At 67.2% G+C, this 15,061-nt stretch carries 14 protein-coding genes and 8 pseudogenes; 15 read left to right on the top strand and 7 right to left on the bottom strand.

Features of this window, described 5'->3' with window-relative positions; all coding sequences use genetic code 11:
* Nucleotides 1-32: 32 nt before the first annotated feature.
* From AC07FV_RS25090 to AC07FV_RS25100, 3 genes and pseudogenes are all read left to right on the top strand, one after another.
* Nucleotides 33-188 (top strand): annotated as a pseudogene (locus AC07FV_RS25090) (transposase); the annotation flags it as partial.
* Nucleotides 189-330: 142 nt separating this feature from the next.
* The gene (locus AC07FV_RS25095; RefSeq protein ID WP_479089696.1) at nt 331-906 is read left to right on the top strand and encodes an IS5 family transposase; all 576 of its coding nucleotides are present in this window, start codon (nt 331-333) and stop codon (nt 904-906) included.
* A gap of 109 nt (nt 907-1,015) precedes the next feature.
* Nucleotides 1,016-1,780, top strand: a complete 765-nt coding sequence (locus tag AC07FV_RS25100; protein WP_479089499.1) for an SAM-dependent methyltransferase — start codon at nt 1,016-1,018, stop codon at nt 1,778-1,780.
* Between the two features lie 178 nt (nt 1,781-1,958).
* Here the strand turns inward: AC07FV_RS25100 and AC07FV_RS25105 are convergent, their stop codons facing one another.
* Nucleotides 1,959-2,588 (bottom strand): class I SAM-dependent methyltransferase, encoded by a 630-nt coding sequence (locus AC07FV_RS25105; protein ID WP_479089500.1) that lies wholly within the window; start codon nt 2,586-2,588, stop codon nt 1,959-1,961.
* On the opposite strand from AC07FV_RS25105, the pseudogene AC07FV_RS25110 reads away from it, so the two are divergent.
* Both AC07FV_RS25110 and AC07FV_RS25115 read left to right on the top strand, forming a co-directional pair.
* A pseudogene (locus AC07FV_RS25110) lies at nt 2,577-3,358 on the top strand (IS5 family transposase); the annotation flags it as partial. The gene AC07FV_RS25105 and the pseudogene AC07FV_RS25110 overlap by 12 nt on opposite strands.
* A complete protein-coding gene (locus AC07FV_RS25115; RefSeq protein ID WP_479089501.1) occupies nt 3,333-3,680 on the top strand; it encodes a transposase in 348 nt (115 codons plus the stop codon). The pseudogene AC07FV_RS25110 and the gene AC07FV_RS25115, both read left to right, overlap by 26 nt.
* Nucleotides 3,681-3,738: 58 nt before the next feature.
* On the opposite strand, the gene AC07FV_RS25120 is transcribed toward AC07FV_RS25115, so the two are convergent.
* Entirely contained in the window at nt 3,739-4,500 is a 762-nt protein-coding gene (locus tag AC07FV_RS25120) for an aminoglycoside adenylyltransferase family protein (RefSeq protein ID WP_479089502.1), read from the bottom strand.
* A 247-nt stretch (nt 4,501-4,747) separates the two neighbouring features.
* Nucleotides 4,748-4,883 (bottom strand): annotated as a pseudogene (locus AC07FV_RS25125) (IS21-like element helper ATPase IstB); the annotation flags it as partial.
* A gap of 296 nt (nt 4,884-5,179) precedes the next feature.
* Between AC07FV_RS25125 and AC07FV_RS25130 the strand changes: the two are divergent.
* From AC07FV_RS25130 to AC07FV_RS25140, 3 genes are all read left to right on the top strand, one after another.
* A complete protein-coding gene (locus AC07FV_RS25130; protein WP_479089503.1) occupies nt 5,180-6,211 on the top strand; it encodes a BUD32 family EKC/KEOPS complex subunit in 1,032 nt (343 codons plus the stop codon).
* A gap of 569 nt (nt 6,212-6,780) precedes the next feature.
* Nucleotides 6,781-7,589, top strand: a protein-coding gene (locus AC07FV_RS25135) for an IS5 family transposase (RefSeq protein ID WP_479089504.1) whose coding sequence is annotated in 2 segments (ribosomal slippage) — nt 6,781-7,123 and nt 7,123-7,589 — 810 coding nt in all. Because the reading frame shifts where the segments join, the coding sequence is not laid out codon by codon here.
* Between the two features lie 123 nt (nt 7,590-7,712).
* Nucleotides 7,713-8,354: a LysE family translocator gene (locus tag AC07FV_RS25140; RefSeq protein ID WP_479089697.1), complete on the top strand. Its 642-nt coding sequence runs from the start codon at nt 7,713-7,715 to the stop codon at nt 8,352-8,354.
* A gap of 9 nt (nt 8,355-8,363) precedes the next feature.
* On the opposite strand, the pseudogene AC07FV_RS25145 reads toward AC07FV_RS25140, so the two are convergent.
* A pseudogene (locus AC07FV_RS25145) lies at nt 8,364-8,810 on the bottom strand (transposase); the annotation flags it as partial.
* Here AC07FV_RS25145 and AC07FV_RS25150 point away from each other — a divergent pair.
* From AC07FV_RS25150 to AC07FV_RS25160, 3 genes and pseudogenes are all read left to right on the top strand, one after another.
* A pseudogene (locus AC07FV_RS25150) lies at nt 8,787-8,960 on the top strand (NAD-dependent dehydratase); the annotation flags it as partial. The pseudogenes AC07FV_RS25145 and AC07FV_RS25150 sit on opposite strands and share 24 nt — an antisense overlap.
* A gap of 585 nt (nt 8,961-9,545) precedes the next feature.
* Nucleotides 9,546-10,802, top strand: coding sequence for a serine hydrolase domain-containing protein (locus AC07FV_RS25155; protein WP_479089505.1), 1,257 nt, complete (start codon nt 9,546-9,548; stop codon nt 10,800-10,802).
* A gap of 157 nt (nt 10,803-10,959) precedes the next feature.
* Nucleotides 10,960-11,151 (top strand): hypothetical protein, encoded by a 192-nt coding sequence (locus AC07FV_RS25160; RefSeq protein WP_479089506.1) that lies wholly within the window; start codon nt 10,960-10,962, stop codon nt 11,149-11,151.
* A gap of 36 nt (nt 11,152-11,187) precedes the next feature.
* On the opposite strand, the pseudogene AC07FV_RS25165 reads toward AC07FV_RS25160, so the two are convergent.
* Together AC07FV_RS25165 and AC07FV_RS25170 are read right to left on the bottom strand one after the other, a co-directional pair.
* Nucleotides 11,188-11,466: pseudogene (locus AC07FV_RS25165) on the bottom strand (transposase); the annotation flags it as partial.
* Nucleotides 11,467-11,567: 101 nt separating this feature from the next.
* Nucleotides 11,568-12,047, bottom strand: a complete 480-nt coding sequence (locus tag AC07FV_RS25170; RefSeq protein WP_479089507.1) for a hypothetical protein — start codon at nt 12,045-12,047, stop codon at nt 11,568-11,570.
* A gap of 19 nt (nt 12,048-12,066) precedes the next feature.
* Here AC07FV_RS25170 and AC07FV_RS25175 point away from each other — a divergent pair.
* A pseudogene (locus tag AC07FV_RS25175) lies at nt 12,067-12,485 on the top strand (transposase family protein); the annotation flags it as partial.
* Nucleotides 12,486-12,610: 125 nt separating this feature from the next.
* Here AC07FV_RS25175 and AC07FV_RS25180 read toward each other — a convergent pair.
* Entirely contained in the window at nt 12,611-12,886 is a 276-nt protein-coding gene (locus tag AC07FV_RS25180) for a hypothetical protein (RefSeq protein ID WP_479089508.1), read from the bottom strand.
* A 146-nt stretch (nt 12,887-13,032) separates the two neighbouring features.
* On the opposite strand from AC07FV_RS25180, the gene AC07FV_RS25185 reads away from it, so the two are divergent.
* The 3 genes and pseudogenes from AC07FV_RS25185 to AC07FV_RS25195 all read left to right on the top strand — a co-directional run.
* Nucleotides 13,033-13,377: a hypothetical protein gene (locus tag AC07FV_RS25185; protein ID WP_479089509.1), complete on the top strand. Its 345-nt coding sequence runs from the start codon at nt 13,033-13,035 to the stop codon at nt 13,375-13,377.
* 445 nt (nt 13,378-13,822) lie between these two features.
* Nucleotides 13,823-14,329, top strand: coding sequence for a GNAT family N-acetyltransferase (locus AC07FV_RS25190; protein ID WP_479089510.1), 507 nt, complete (start codon nt 13,823-13,825; stop codon nt 14,327-14,329).
* A gap of 68 nt (nt 14,330-14,397) precedes the next feature.
* Nucleotides 14,398-14,762 (top strand): annotated as a pseudogene (locus AC07FV_RS25195) (transposase); the annotation flags it as partial.
* Nucleotides 14,763-15,061: the final 299 nt, after the last annotated feature.

Consider the following 15,061-nt stretch of genomic DNA (forward strand, 5'->3'; position numbering starts at 1 on the left):
TCACCGACAACCAGTGGGCGGTCTAGGAGCCACTGCTACCGAAGAACAACAACCGACGCAACAGGTCACGCAACCATCACCAAGTCATCAACGGGATCATCTACCGGGTTGGTACCGGCTGCCAGTGCCGCGAGTTGCCTCCACGCTTCAGTCCCTGGCAGACCATCCACAAACGGCACATGCTCTGGTCGATCGATGGCAGACGCTGCTACGACACGTCCAAACCATTGCCGACTCCGAGGGTGACATCGACCGGGACAACCCCATCGACTCCACCTCGATCCGCACTCACCTGCACGCCGCCGGAGCGCCAAAGGCACCGCCGCCACCCTGTCGACCACATCAAAGGGGGCAGCGCAAAGATCAGCTCACATACGCGCACTTGTATCTGCGGCCATTCCTGGAGAAGGCGGTGCGGCAGGCGAGACTCCCGGTCGCTCGCGCGGCGGCCTGACGACGAAGCTGCACCTGAGCGCGGACGGCAAGTGCCGCCCGCTGTCGCTGGTCGTGACACCAGGGCAGCGGGCCGACTGTACGCAGTTCGAAGCGGTCACGGACAAGATTCGCGTCCCTCGGCTGGGCCCGGGCCGGCCTCGCCGAAGGCCCGACAGTGCGGGGGCCGACAAGGCATACAGCAACCGCAGAACCCGCACCCATCTGCGCGAGCGCGTTATCCGACACGTGATCCCGGAGAAACGAAACCAGGCAGCCGGCCGCCTGCGCAGCGGATCCCGCGGCGGACGGCCTCCCGGGCTCGACAAGGACCGCTACAAGAAGCGCTACACCGTCGAGCGCGCGAGCAAGCTGAAGCAGTTCAGAGCTGCTGCAACCCGCCACGACGAGCGGGGATACATCTTCCTCGGCACCGTCACCGCCGCAGCACTCCCGATCTGGCTACGCCCGTGACCGGAGGCATGTCCGACTGCCCCCGCCCCGTCCCCTGTGGACCAGGAGTCGACGCAGTAGAGCCAAAACAGGTTGCGACCGGGCACATGATCGGTTTGGGTGCGAACTCGTGACTGCACTGAACGATCTCGTACGTCCGGACCGCTATCCACGCTCCTCTCAGGATGACCCCGCCTGGTTGCTCGATCTCGACATGGGGCCGAACCCGCTGTGGCTGCTGGAAGACCTCGCCCACGATCTCGACCTGCGCGCGGGCATGCGGGTTCTCGACCTCGGCTCCGGCAAGGGCGCCACGTCGGTGTTCCTGGCCCGCGAGTATGGAGTCAAGGTCGTCGCGGCCGACCTATGGATCGCCCCCGAACAGGCGGCAGCGGTCTTCGCCGAGGCGGGTGTCGCTGACCAGGCAGAGGCCGTACGAGCGGAGGCGCACGCCCTGCCGTTCGAGGAGCAGAGCTTCGACGCGATCGTCAGCGTGGACGCCTTCGAGTACTTCGGTACGGCGGACAACTTCCTGCCCTACCTGCTGCGCTTCCTCCGGCCCCAAGGACAGCTAGGCATGGCGACCCCCGCCATGACACAGGAGATCCGTGAACTTGGGGTGATCCCGCCCCACATCAAGAAAGTGGTCGGCTGGGAAGCGATCGCCTGGCACACCGCACAGTGGTGGCGCTTCCAGTGGGACATCACCGAGCTGGTCAAGGTCACATCCGCGCGGCTGCAGCCCAACGCCTGGCAGGACTGGCTGCTGTGGGCCCGGGCCGGCGCTGAACATCATCCCGACGGCCAGAACGCGAACCAGCCCATTATCGACACGCTCACCGCAGACCGCGGAGAATTCCTCTCCTTCGCCCTGGTGACCGCACATAAGAACTGACCAGACGCCACGTCGACGCTCCCTCTCCGGCCGTGACCGGAAAGACAGAACCCAACACCCACCATCCCCCACCAACACCCCTGGAGCCTGTCTGACAATTCCCGTCCAATCAGCAAGGTTCGGCCGAGTTCGCAATGGGAGGCGCGCCGCCCGTCCGGCGGGGATTACCGGGCAGGGCCTACGAACGGCGGGCCAGCAGATGGGCGTCGAGGAAGCCACTTTCGGAGGCTGGATCGTGGAGCAACCGGGCGAAGGCAACGAGCCCGGCATCGGCCAGCAGTTCGGCGAGGCGATCCGCCGGCCAGCTGTAGGCAGGCGCCACCTTGTGGTCGAAGCGGACCGGTTCTTGTTCGTCGGTCCCGAAGAAGGAGACCAGGAGCAGGCCATCCGGCGCCAGGACGCGTGCTTGCTCGGCGAGCAGCTCCGGTAGTTCTCCCGGAGGGGTGTGGATCATTGAGTAGTGGGCCAGTACGCCGCCGAGGGCGGCGTCCTCGATCGGCAGGGATTCCATCCGCGCCTCCTGGAAGCGCAGCGCCGGATGGGCCTGCCGGGCGTGGTCGATCATGCCGGGGGCGAGGTCGAGTCCGAAGGCGTCCAGGCCCAGTTCGTGCAGCATGGCTGTCAGGTGTCCAGGCCCGCACCCGACGTCCGCTGCCCGCGGGTTGCCTGTCGCGCGCACCAGTTCGGCGAAGGTGCCGATCATGGTCCGGGAGAAAGGCTGTGTCTCCAGCCGGTTTGCGAACAGCGATGCGTACAGCTCGACGACTCCGTCGTAGGCCGTCCTGGTCTCGTCCTGATGATTCACCACGGGCAGGACTCTATAGCCGGTCTGATAATTGATCTTGTGTCAGGTCGAGGTGAGTTGACGGATGCGGCATGGGGACGGATAGAGCCCCTTTTCCCCAGGTGGACGGACGGGGCCGTCCGTGGCGTGATCACCGCCAAGTGGTCAACGGAGTGCTGTGGCGGCTACGGACCGGGGCCCCTTGGCGCGACCTGCCCGAGCGGTATGGGCCGTGGCAGACCGTCTACGAGCGGTTCGCCCGCTGGGAAGTCGATGGCACGTGGGCGAAGCTGCTGGAGCATGTCCAGGTCCATGATGACGCGGGGGGCCGGGTGGAGTGGATCGTCGCCGTTGACTCCACGATCAACCGGGCCCATCAGCACGCCGCGGGCGCCCGTAAAAGGGGGACGCAGACAGGGACGAACCGGAAGATCCGGGCCGCTCGCAGGCGCATCAGGTACTCGGTCGATCCCGGGGCGGGCTGACCACCAAGGTCCATCTTGCCGTCGACGGCCGGGGACTGCCGCTGTCGATCGTGCTCACACCCGGAAACGTCAACGACGCCACCGCGTTCGCCGACGTCCTCGACGGGGTCCGCACCCCGCGCGTCGGCACGGGTCGCCCGCGCACGACACCGGACCGTGTGCTGGGTGACAAGGCATACTCCAGGAGGGCCATCCGTCATCTGCTGAGGCGTCGGGGCATCGCCGCCACGATCCCCGAGCGCCGCGACCAGGTGGCCAACCGCCGACGCAGATGGGCGCTTCGGTGGCCGGCCACCCGCCTTTGACAGGTCCGGGCCGACCGCGCACCAAGCCGGACAGGGTCCGTGCGGATAAGGCGTACGGCTCCCGCGCTAACCGGGCCTACCTGCGTAGACGCGGAATCGGTTGCCCGATCCCGGAGAAGGCGGACCAGGTCCGCAACCGCAAGAAGCTCGGCTCCCGTGGCGGACGCCCGCCCAAGTTCGACAAGGACGACTACAAGGAGCGCCACGCGGTGGAGTGCGGGATCAATCGCCTCAAACGCCACCGTGCCGTGGCAACGAGGTACGACAAACTCGCCGTCCGCTATGAGGCGACGGTACTGGTCGCGGCCGTCAACGAGTGGCTGTGACCAGCACGGTCGTAACATTCCCCGTGATCAAAAGCTCAGAAAGCAGTTCGTATGTCCGTTAACTCCGGGTGCTTAACCGGTCGATCTCGGCGAGCACCTGGTCCACATGGGGACGTACCTGGGCCCGCAACGTCTCGCTCCAGCCTTCTTCGGAGTAGTGGCAGTTGAGATAGAGCTGCCTGGCGTGCTCCAGGACGGGGCGATGTTCCGGCGGGAGCTGGGCGAGGGCCCAGTCGGCGGCAGCGTTCTTCGACCTGATCTGACCGGTGGCGAGCGTGGTCCAGATGCGTGCGAAGGTCAGCAGGACGTTGCGGGTGTCGCGGTCCAGGTTGTCGAGCAGGTCGGGGATGCCCGCCACGCTCGCCCGGACCAGGTCTGAGTGCGGGACGGGGCCGAGGACCTGTGCCGGCCGCGGGCCGGTGAGGGAGTGGTCGCCGGTCAGCACCATGGTGATCAGCAGGGCCAGATCGGGCATCGGCTCCGGCCGGGGGGCCTCCCCTGCTTCGTACTCGGCGCGCAGCCACTCGCCGTACAGGAAGTCACAGGTCGGCGGGTATCGCCATGGCTGGACCTCGGACTGGACGACCACGATGAGCTCGACCGGGCGGACCTTGTTCCGGGAGCCGGAGATCTCGAGCAGTCCACCGAGGAGCGCCCGTCGCTCCCGCTCGTCCATCGACCGCCGGGAGACGACGAGCACGTCCACGTCGCTGGCCGGCCTGAGGTCACCGAGCACGGCAGACCCGTGAAGGTAGGCGCCGATGACATCCCCGCCCAGCACACCGCTGGCCAATGCCACGATCTCCTGAAGCTGGTTCACCGCGCCAGTGTCTCCCGTTGTCGGGTCCGACGGCACGGCATTATGGCTCGGCTCGCGGTCCGCCGTCACGCGACTGTGCTGGTCGCAGTCGTCAACGAGTGGCTGTGACCAGCACTTTTCGCAACAGGCCCAAGTCAACAGCGACGCAAGCGCTGCAGTCACTGATTGCACACGGCCGAAGGTGCGGCGATACGCAGTCCTCTCCCCCGCCCCCAACTCCCGTTGGGCGAGGAAAGCTGACCATGGCTTCTCCCGCCCGTACCCGGGTGCTGGCGAGGCGGTAGGAGTCGGTGCCGGTATCAATGATGGTGCCGTTGAAGGTCAAGCGGGCCGACGACGGCCACGCAGAGCCGAAGGCCGGTGAAATTCCTGGCCCAGCCACCCCGCCCACGGATGCACACACCCGGCTGGATTCAGGAACCCATCGACGGCGCAGCCGACACCCTACGCCAAGGTGATCGAGCGGCCGGGTGAAGCACGGCCGACCGCCAGCGTCATCGCAGCCCAGGAGCAGGGCCCGGGGCGCGGGGCGCGGCGGCCGGGCCGGCGAACCCGCTCATGACCGCACCCCCCGGCGGCACGGACTTACTGGGAACATGCAGCGTTCTGCTGCTGCACCATTCGTGCGGCACGCACACTGAGGTCGGCACACAGAGAGGCAATGGTGAAGGGTACAGACATGTCGCACGGCGCGCGCCTGACCGCCCACCGAACGGTTTCTTCGTCCCTGGCCTCCTACAGTGACCAGGCACTGCTGGACATCCTCAACACGGCACCGCCGGTCCGATCTGGCATCGGCGGCAAGTCGGCCCTGTTGGAAGTCGCCGGCACTCCGGTCTTCGTGAAGCGCGTGCCCCTCACGGACGTGGAGAGACAGCCCGATCACGTCGGCTCCACGGAGAACCTGTTCGATCTGCCGGTTTTCTGCCACTACGGCATCGGTGCAATTGGAGGGCCGGGCTTTGGGGCCTGGCGCGAGCTGGCGGTGCACACCGCGACGACGGACTGGGTACTGGCTGCGGAATATGAGGGCTTTCCCCTGATGTACCACTGGCGAGTACTGCCGGACTCGACGCCACTGCCTGAAGAACTGGCTTACGTCGAACGGGCCGTCGCCTACTGGGGTGACGCCCCGCAGGTACGCAGACGGATCCACGCCCTCCAGGAGGCATCAGCGAGCGTCGCACTGTTCCTGGAGTACATCCCGCAGAACCTGCACCAGTGGCTCAACGCCCAGGTCGAAGCGGGTGACGAAAGCACTGACCGGGCCGCCACCATGGTGGAGTCAGCACTGGAGGCCGGCATCTCGTTCATGAATCGCCGCGGGTTACTGCACTTCGACGCCCATTTCGAAAACATCCTGACCGATGGCCAACGGCTCTACTTCGCCGACTACGGCCTTGCCATCTCGTCCAACTTCGACCTGTCACCGGAAGAGATCGCCTTCTTCAACCAGCACCAGACCTACGACCGTCATTACACCACCACATACCTCGTCAACTGGCTCATCACGGCCCTCCACGGGTTCTCACAGCAGGACCGGGACGGCCGCTACGCCCTGGTAAGAGCCTACGCCGCAGGCCAGCGCCCTGAGGGAGTACCAGAAGCGACCGCGGACCTCCTCGTCCGTAACGCCCCCATCGCTGCCGAGACAGCGGACTTTATCCGCCGATTTCAGAGCCAGAGCAGACAGACGCCATATCCGCATTAGACTCGTTCCTTCCCTTCCTCGCGCCATGGCCCCCGCGCGGTACGACTCGGTGAGCCTTTTGAAGCAATCCCTTAACTTGTCGTGCAACCTCGTCTCCGTTGGGGGTAGGGATGGAGCAGGCGGTTTCCGAATCTGTCAGGTACTCCGCGGTGTGTCAGGACTGCGGTGCAGAGCTGGAGTGTTGGGGGACTCAGGCCCTCGTGGATGGCCGCTTGCGGTGGGACGTTGAGTCAACGTGTTCTGCTTGTGGATGTGCAGTAGCCGTGTGCGGTGGCGACGTGCCGGCGGAACGGCGGGATCAGATGCTCTCCGAGCATGGTCCCGCGAGGCTGCAGGTGAGCAGTCCGTCGACCAAAGGTGTGGTCATCATGCGGGTGCTGCGGGCTGAGCTCGGTATCGACCTGACAAGCGCCAAGGCCGTGCTGCGCCGCGTGGTGAGCGGTGATTACTCAGGAACGCTTCCGGAGATGGAACGCGTGGCCCGCAAGCTGAGAGAGTCCGGCGTCGCTGCTGTAGCAACGCGCCCTTAGGCGTCGTTTCCTTTGGCGTGATGGTTCGTTGATCCGTGCATGACGGGTCTCATTGAGCGTCTAGTGCCAGACAATTTGTGGGTGTTGTTCCGGCGAGTGGTGCCACCGACCGAGGTGATACGCCCACAGGGCGGGGGCCGGCGGCGGGCAGGTGATCGTGAGGCTTTGGCGGCGATCGTCTTCGTGGCGACATCGGGTTGCACGCGGTGGCAATTTCCGCCAGTGTTCGGCCCGCGCTGGCAGACGGTCTACCGGCGGTTCGCCCTGTGGAGCCGGGACCGGGTCTGGGCGAAATTGCACCGCCTCATCCTCGATGAACTCGGAGCGCGAGGCGAGCTCGACTGGTCGCGCTGTGCGATCGATTCCGTCAGCCTGCGGGCTGCAAAAGGGGGCCGCTGACAGGACCGAATCCGACCGACCGCGGCAAGCTCGGATCGAAGATCCACCTGATCACCGACAGGAACGGGCTGCCACTATCCCTGGGCATCTCCGGCGCGAACATGCACGACAGCCTGGGCTTGGAGCCTCTCGTGCGAGGCATCCCACCCATCCGGTCCCGCCGTGGCCCTCGGCGCCGACGGCCAGCGAAGCTGCATGCCGACAAAGGCTACGACTACGACCACCTGCGCAGATGGCTCCGCAAGCAAGGAATTCGCCATCGCGTCGCTCGCAGAGGCGCCGACTCCTCACAGCGGCTGGGCCGTCATCGATGGGTGGTCGAGCGAACCATTTCCTGGCTGGCCGGCTGCCGCAGGCTTCACCGCCGCTACGAACGTAAGGCCGAACACTTCCTTGCCTTCGTCGGCATGGCCGCAGCCCTGATCAGCTACCGCCGACTGGACCGCTAGTGCCGCATCAGGCAACGTTCGCCCTGGCTGCTGCTTGTCGGGTGAGAGGCGGCACTGAGCTTCCGCTTCTCAGTCAGTGGAATTGGGTCGACGGGGGCTCGTGCAGTGATCAGCATGACTGCCATGGTGGACACTTCTTTGTACGCGGCCTTCGTGGTCGCAGCTTTCGTTCTGTGCGTCACTCCAGGACCCGACATGATGTTTGTCGTGGCCATGGGCGGGCGCGGCGGACCGACCACAGGCGTGATGGCGGCTCTGGGGGTGGCGTTCGGCGCCTTGGTGCACGCCGTTGCCGCCGCGCTCGGCCTCTCGGTGCTCTTCACGTCACTACCGATGCTCTATGACGCGGTGCGCTGGGTCGGTGCGGCCTACTTGTTCTACCTTGCGGTTGCGGCGCTTCGTGACCGCTCCGGCCTCGGTGGGGACGACGAGGACGCAGCGGCCCAGAACCCTGGCCCGGGGCGGCTCCGGACCTTCCGGCAGGGGGCCGTCACTAATCTGCTCAACCCGAAAGTGATCTTGTTCAACGTGGCCTTTCTGCCGCAGTTCGTGAACCCCGGCCTGGGGAACGCGGGGTGGCAACTTGCGGTTCTGGGGCTCACGTTGGTGCTCGTGGGCCTGGCTGTCGATACCTCAATCGGTCTTATCTCCGGCCGACTCGCGTCGCTACTGCGGCGCAGTCGCCGCGTGGCTCGCGGGCTTAATGTCTTCAGCGGCGCGGTCTTCGCCGGACTCGCCGTTCGGCTGGCCATTGCGTCTGACTAGTGCCGACCAGGCAACGTTGGCCCTGTCGACGACGGCGCGTAGGCGTCGGTCGTCGGCCTGGCGGTTTCGCCAGATGATGTAGCGGCGGATCATGCTGCCCTGCTCCTTGTGGTCGGCGTGGTCCGTGCCGTCGAGGGTGAAATAGCGCAGGGCCGTGAACTGGGCCTCGATGCGGTTGAGCCAGGAGCTGTTCGTCGGCGTGTAGGCCATCTCGACATTGTTCGCCGCCGCCCACGTGCCGACGCGCTGACACCTCTTCGTCGTCAGGTGCGGGGAGAAGTTGCCACTGACGATCGCGATCCGCACCTCTCGCGGGTAGAGCGTGCGCAGGTAGCGGCAGAACTCCAGGAACTGCGTCCGCTTCTTGACCGGCTTGATGTGGCCGTAGAGCTTGTCCTTGGCCAGGTCCAGGGCGGCGAACAGGTGTCGTACTCCGCAGTAGCGGTTGTAGGTTGCCCACCCGTCGTGACCGGCGAGTACCGTCTCGGCGACGTGCGCGATGTCACCGCCGGGTCCTCGCGATTGCGCGGAGAGCTGGGGTGTCGGCCGCGTGTGGCTGTCGCGCATGGGATGAGGGAATTCGCCCGGGCGGGCTGCGCGGGGAGTGATGCCCGGGGCGAGGCCGGTGTCTCAGGACTCCGCATGGACAGCACGGCCTCGAAGCGGCAGCCGCCGGGGGTGTTGCGGACCGTCGCCTGTCCGCGGTGGGCCTCCACGATGCCGCGGCGATGGCGAGTCCCAGTCCCGCGCCGTCCGGAAGGGTGCGGGCGCGCCAGCCGGAAGGGTGCGGGCGTCGACGCCGCGCCAGCCGGTGTCGACGACACGGGGTGAGTTCGGCGGGGACGGCGACCGTGCCGCCGGAGCCAGCACGACCTCCTCCACTCCCCCGACAACTGTCCCGCCCCCGTCGCCGGTCACCCTCACCTTCATCCTGCTCGACCGAGCCGGGCTGGGCGGCGAGGGCTGGGCCGGGGCCTGGTGCATCGCCTGGACGCGGCCGGATGCGTAGCGGTGCTGGTGGCGGTGCGAGACCTGGCCGGTGAACGGCTCGCCTGGAGATCGTCGTCGGCGACAACGCCCCCTGACCGAGGAGGCGATGGCCGGCGGGTGGCGGTGGGGGGGCCAGCACCACCCTCGTCCGGGCAGCCAGCTGGATGGTCCGCAGCGCCGGCCCTCCGTAGCGTTCGGGCCATGGAGATCACGAAGAGTGCTCGGTGGGGCCGGTCCGCACGGTGGCGCGCGGGGCTGGCCGTGGCCGGGGTCGCGACAATCGGGACGGCATCGCTTCTCGGGCCGGGCACTACGGCCCAGGCCATGGGCGCCGGCGGCGGGGACGCGCGGTCGCGGCTGCAGCGGGACGCGGACGCGGTCCGGGACACGGGGGCCACCGGGCTGACGGTGCTCGCCCGCGGCGCGGCCGGGCGCGAGACGCAGGCCCGATCGGGCACCGCGAGCCTGAAAAGCGGGGGCCGGGTGCCCTTCGACGCCTACTACCGCATAGGCAGCGACACCAAGACCTTCACGGCCGTGGCCGCGCTCCAGCTCGTCGGCGAAGGCACGCTGAACCTGGACGACACCGTCGAGCAGTGGTTGCCCGGGATGGTCACCGGCAACGGCAACGACGGCAGCCGCATCACCCTGCGCAACCTGCTCCAGCACACCAGCGGCCTGGCCAATTACACGGACATCGCCTTCGAGGACCCGGCGGAGCTGACGCCCGAGCGCTTCCACGCACAGCGGTTCCGTTCGCAGACCCCTGAGGAGCAGGTCGCCGCGGCGATGGAGCGCGCCCCCGGCTGGCTGCCGGACCCGGATGATCCGGGCGCCGAGACGCAGTGGGCGTACTCCAACACCAACTACGTGCTGCTCGGGATGGTCATCGAGAAGGCCACTGGCAACCCGTGGGCGCAGGAGGTGCACGACCGGATCATCGAGCCGCTGGGGCTGCGCCGCACGCTGATACCGGAGACCTCGCCGTACGTGCCGATGCCGACGGCCGCCGGGTACACGCAGTTCCCCGGCCGGGACGACCTCACCGACACCACGCTGGCCGTGGGCGGCGGCGCGGACGGCGGCATCATCAGCACCACCCGCGACATGAACACCTTCCTGCGCGCCCTGATGGGCGGCCGGCTGCTGCCGCCGGAGCAACTGGAGCAGATGCGCACCACCGTCCCGGCGCCCGACTACGCCAGCGACGGAAGGACCCGCTACGGGCTCGGCCTCGCCTGGCGCCCGGCCGAGGGCTGCGGGGGCGGGATCTGGTACCACGGCGGCACGTCCTTCGGTACCGCCTCCGAGACCGCCGTCACGCCCGACGGCCGAGTGTCGGCCGCGGCCGCCGTCTTCACCACGCGCTTCGGTGACGAGAAGCGCTTCCTCGAGCAAGCGGAGGCCGCGGTCCGTCTGGTGGACCGGGCGGTGTGCGGCGATCGCAAGCGCGAGTGACCGGGGGCGCACACCCACACAAGACACGGCCACTTGCGTGGACCCTGTTCTGCAGGAACGACCCTGTGACTTTGCTGTCAGTGGGGATGCCTGAGCTTTTCCAAGATCACCGGCAGCATTGCTGGGGCGGTATGAGGGAGGGACCGGGGATGGCCTGGTGGGGCACGAGGTCCTCCGTCTCGTGCGGCCGGGCATCGACGTCGCTGCCGGGTACCGCGCCCACGAGGCGGCCGGCCGCAACGAGACCCTGGACGAAGGCGACCTCTACAGCGACGTACGTCCTGCATTGGTCGCCTTGCGGGACCTAGGCATACGCGTGATCGTCACGCGCAACGACTCGCGCAGGTGACCTGCTGCGCGGCCTCGCCCTTCCCGCAGACCTCATGCGTCGAACGTGGCGGTGGGTGATCAGGCAGGTGGCGAGGCCGAGGGAGGCTTCGTGGATGTCGTCGCGTCTCTCCCAGCGGATGCGCAGGCGGCGGAAGCCGTGCAGCCAGGCGATCGTGCGCTCGACGACGTAGCGGAAGATGCCCAGGCCAGTGCCGTGCGGCTCGCCCCGTTTCGCGATCACGGGGCGGATCCCTCGCTGCCGGAGCAGGCGGCGGTACTTGTCGTGGTCGTAGCCGCGGTCGGCCAGCAGTGCGTCGGGGCGTCGGCGGGGTCTGCTCCCACTGGATGCCGGTGTGCAGGACGAAGGGGATCAGCAGCTTCTGTTAGAGCCAGTACGGGTTGTCCCGTAAAAGATCTCCGGGGGACAACGGTGCGCTACCCCATGACCGCGCGAGCAGCGTCCAGAAACGCCAGCCGGTTGTCCTCCAGGTAGTCCCGCACGCTTTCACCGTCGGGCAAGCCTTCCCATACCGTCCGGTTGAGGTCGAGGAAGTACGCGCGGGCCGCGTCGTGCACCGGCAGAGGGAACTGGATGCGGATGAGCCGCTCCGCAACCCACAGCCTGTTCATGACGTCCCGGGTCGTGAGGAACCAGGCGTCCTCCGTGTCCTCCCACTCGGAAGGCCGACTGAAGGCGGAACGTTCGGCCTCGGCCCCCAGCTCGACGAACCGCTCCAGCAGCGCCAGCCGTTCCCCGCGCCGGGCCTCCGATAAGGCGAGCTGCTGTCGTTGCTGCTCAGCGCGTTCCGCCGAGAGTTGAGTTCTGTGCTGGACGAGGTAGGACAACGAGCCGCCGAGGACAACGCCGCCCAGCGATATGAGTGACACCCAGACCTGACCTGACATGCCGGTCATCGTGCCATGCCGTCGGTCTTTGAGACGATCTCGCTGTGGCTGGTGCCATCACGCTTCCGAGCCGTCTTGTGGGTATCCCCGTCCACCGGGCTGAGCCCGCGGCAGTTCGGAAAGCTGGTGACAGTTCTGCGGCGCGAGGGTGCAGACGCGGTCCGCAAGGGACGGCCGTGGGGCCTGCCGTTGGAGGACCGGGCACTGCTGGTCGCCGCGTACTGGCGTACCAACCTGACCATGCGCCGGCTCGCTCCGCTGTTCGGGGTGTCCAAGTCGGCGGCGGACCGGATCATCGACCACCTCGGGCCGATGCTTGCGCTCCAGCCCCGCAGGCGGTTCGCCTAGGGCACCGTGCTCATCGTGGACGGCACCCTGGTCCCCACCCGCGACCACTCCGTGGCCGAGCAGTCGAAGAACTACCGGTACTCCACCAACCACCAGGTCGACACAATCTCAAGTAGGGCCTGGGCCTCGACCACTTCAGCGGCCGCACCTGGCGCGGCTGGCACCACCACGTCACCCTTGTCACCGCTGGCCAAGCATTCCTCACTCTCAGGCGGGCTGATCGGTTACTCAAGGGCTAGGTAGTCAGGTGACGGAGCAGCCAGCTCAGGGTGTTCCATCGCGTACCGATCGCCGTGGATCGACATCATGGCCCAGTGCCAGGCCTCGTCATGGAAGACCAGCCCGCGGAACGACGCCTCAGCCGACTCGTATGGGTAATGCGCCAGGGCGGCCTTTCTTGCCTCCTCCGGCGTCAGTCCGCCGTGATGCTCCATGACCCAGGCGTAGCCACGCCGCTCCAACTGCAGGTAGTCGAGATACTCGGCTTCGGTCCACGTCACGGCGTAAGGGTAGACCGGTCGTCTGCGGGGGTGGCGCGTCACTGAGGCAGGGCACCGTCCTTGTCCGGATCCTGTAGAAGCTTGTGCTCGGCGCGGGCCGGGAAACTCGCGAGCCACCGACACGACAGCTGTGGCAGCCTGCCGGCATGCCGTGGGAGCTGCGAGAACACGCCGGCCGTCACTACGCCGTCCTTTTCCGCTACGCCCTGCCCGACGATGCCTGGGCCGTGGAACTGAGCGAGGTTGTACCGATGGCGACCGAGGGGGCCGAGAATCCCGACACCGCTGTGACCTACTCCCCCGGCCCGGCCTTCTTGGCGGCGCTTGTGCCCGACGAGGACCCGCATCTGCAACCGAACGTCCGTATTTGGAGCCCCGACGAGCGCGTTGTCCCCTTCGAGGTCATGCGCTGGTTCATGAGGCAGGTGGCCGACCAGGTGGAACGCTGCCGCATCGCCTTCGAGCAGGAACGACGTGGAGCAGCGGAATGACCCGGAACGATCAACCACCTGCGCTGGTCGAGTACTACTGGTTGCAGTGGTCCTTCTCTGCGAAGAAGACCGGGTCCCATGACAGCTGAGGACCGCGACAGCGAGATGCGGATCGCCGTCGTCCGGACGAGTCGCCTCACGCTCGTTGACGTGCTCGGCGAGATTCTGAGGTTGGCGTCCGACGGCCCCAGTCGTGGTGGACCACACGAGATGGCGAGATCTCGACGGCATCGTGGTGCAGGTTGCGCCGGGTGACACCTGCGTACGGGCCAGGCTGGCCACACGCACGCGTGCGGCAGCGGGGTCGGCGCGCTGCGGACGCTACGGATCGGGCGGATGCCCGATCGAAGGGACCCGCTGAACCTTCCTGGCAGGAGAGCAAAGCCTACGGCTGCAGAAAAAATCCCAGGGGACGAACGGCCGCACGCTGCTACGGTCAGGCGTCATGAGCTGGCTCCCTGATGACTTCGTCCACCCCACCCTGGTACCGCTGCCGGGCGGTGATCATCACCTGCGGCCGATCCGGGAGGCGGACGCCCCGCTCGACTATCCGGCTGTGATGGGTTCGCGTGAGCGGCTGTGGACCATCTTCGGCCCGGCCTGGGGCTGGCCCGCAGCCACCATGACCTACGAGGCCGACCAGGCCGACCTGCTGCGGCACGAGAAGGAAATCACCGCACACCAGTCTTTCAACTACGCACTGTTCGACGCGGCGGAGACAGCTCTACTCGGCTGCGTCTACATCGACCCGCCAGAGAAGACCGGTGCGGACGGCGACATCTCCTGGTGGGTAGTGGACGAGTTGGTGAACAGCACAGTCGAGCAGGCCCTCGACACGCTGGTACCGCAGTGGATCGCCGCCGACTGGCCCTTCCAGCAGCCGCGCTTCATCGGCCGCGACATCTCCTGGTCGGACTACCTCAACCTGCCGGACACCCCGACGGTTCAGTAGCTTCAAATGAACCGCCCTCAAAGTTGATGATCGAACGACACCCGATCGACTGATCGCAGCAATTGCCCGGCATCTCCGCCGCCAACCTCCACGACAGCCAGGCCCTCACCCTTTGGTCCACGGCATCCCGCTCGTCCGCTCACGTCGCGGGCCGCGGCGCCGACGCCCCAGCAAGCCGTATGGCGACAAGGGCTGCGACCACCGGCACTTCACGCGATGGCTCTCTTCCCACGGCATCCGACACTGCCCCGCCCGCAAGGACATCGAGTCCTCCCGGCACTTGGGCCGGCACCGCCGGGTTGCGGAGAGGACCGTGGCCTGACTGTCCGGCTGCCGCCGCCTCCACCGCCGCTACGAGCGCAAGCCTGAACGCCTCCTCGCCTTCACCACCATCGCGACGACCCTCATACGTCACCGCAGACTCACCAAGTGAATTCACGTCTGGTCATCATCTAGGAGGTGGTCTCACGTGGCGCGTTCGGTCAGTCTTTTGTAGCAGGTCAGCGTGGCTGCGAGGCCTGAGAAACGGGAGCCCCTGCCTTCATAGCGGACGGTCGGGCGGCGGGGGCCGAAGAGCCACGAGATCGACCGCTCGATCTTCCATCGGTGCAGGCCGAGGCGCTCGCTGGACTCGGCTCCGGGTCGGGCGATGCGTGCGAAGATGCCGATGCCGATGCAGGGAGATGCCAGGTCTTCCGAGGCCGGACTGAGGCCCTTGTTGATGCTCTGGCC

The sequence above is a fragment of the Streptomyces sp. NPDC045956 genome (assembly GCF_056430705.1).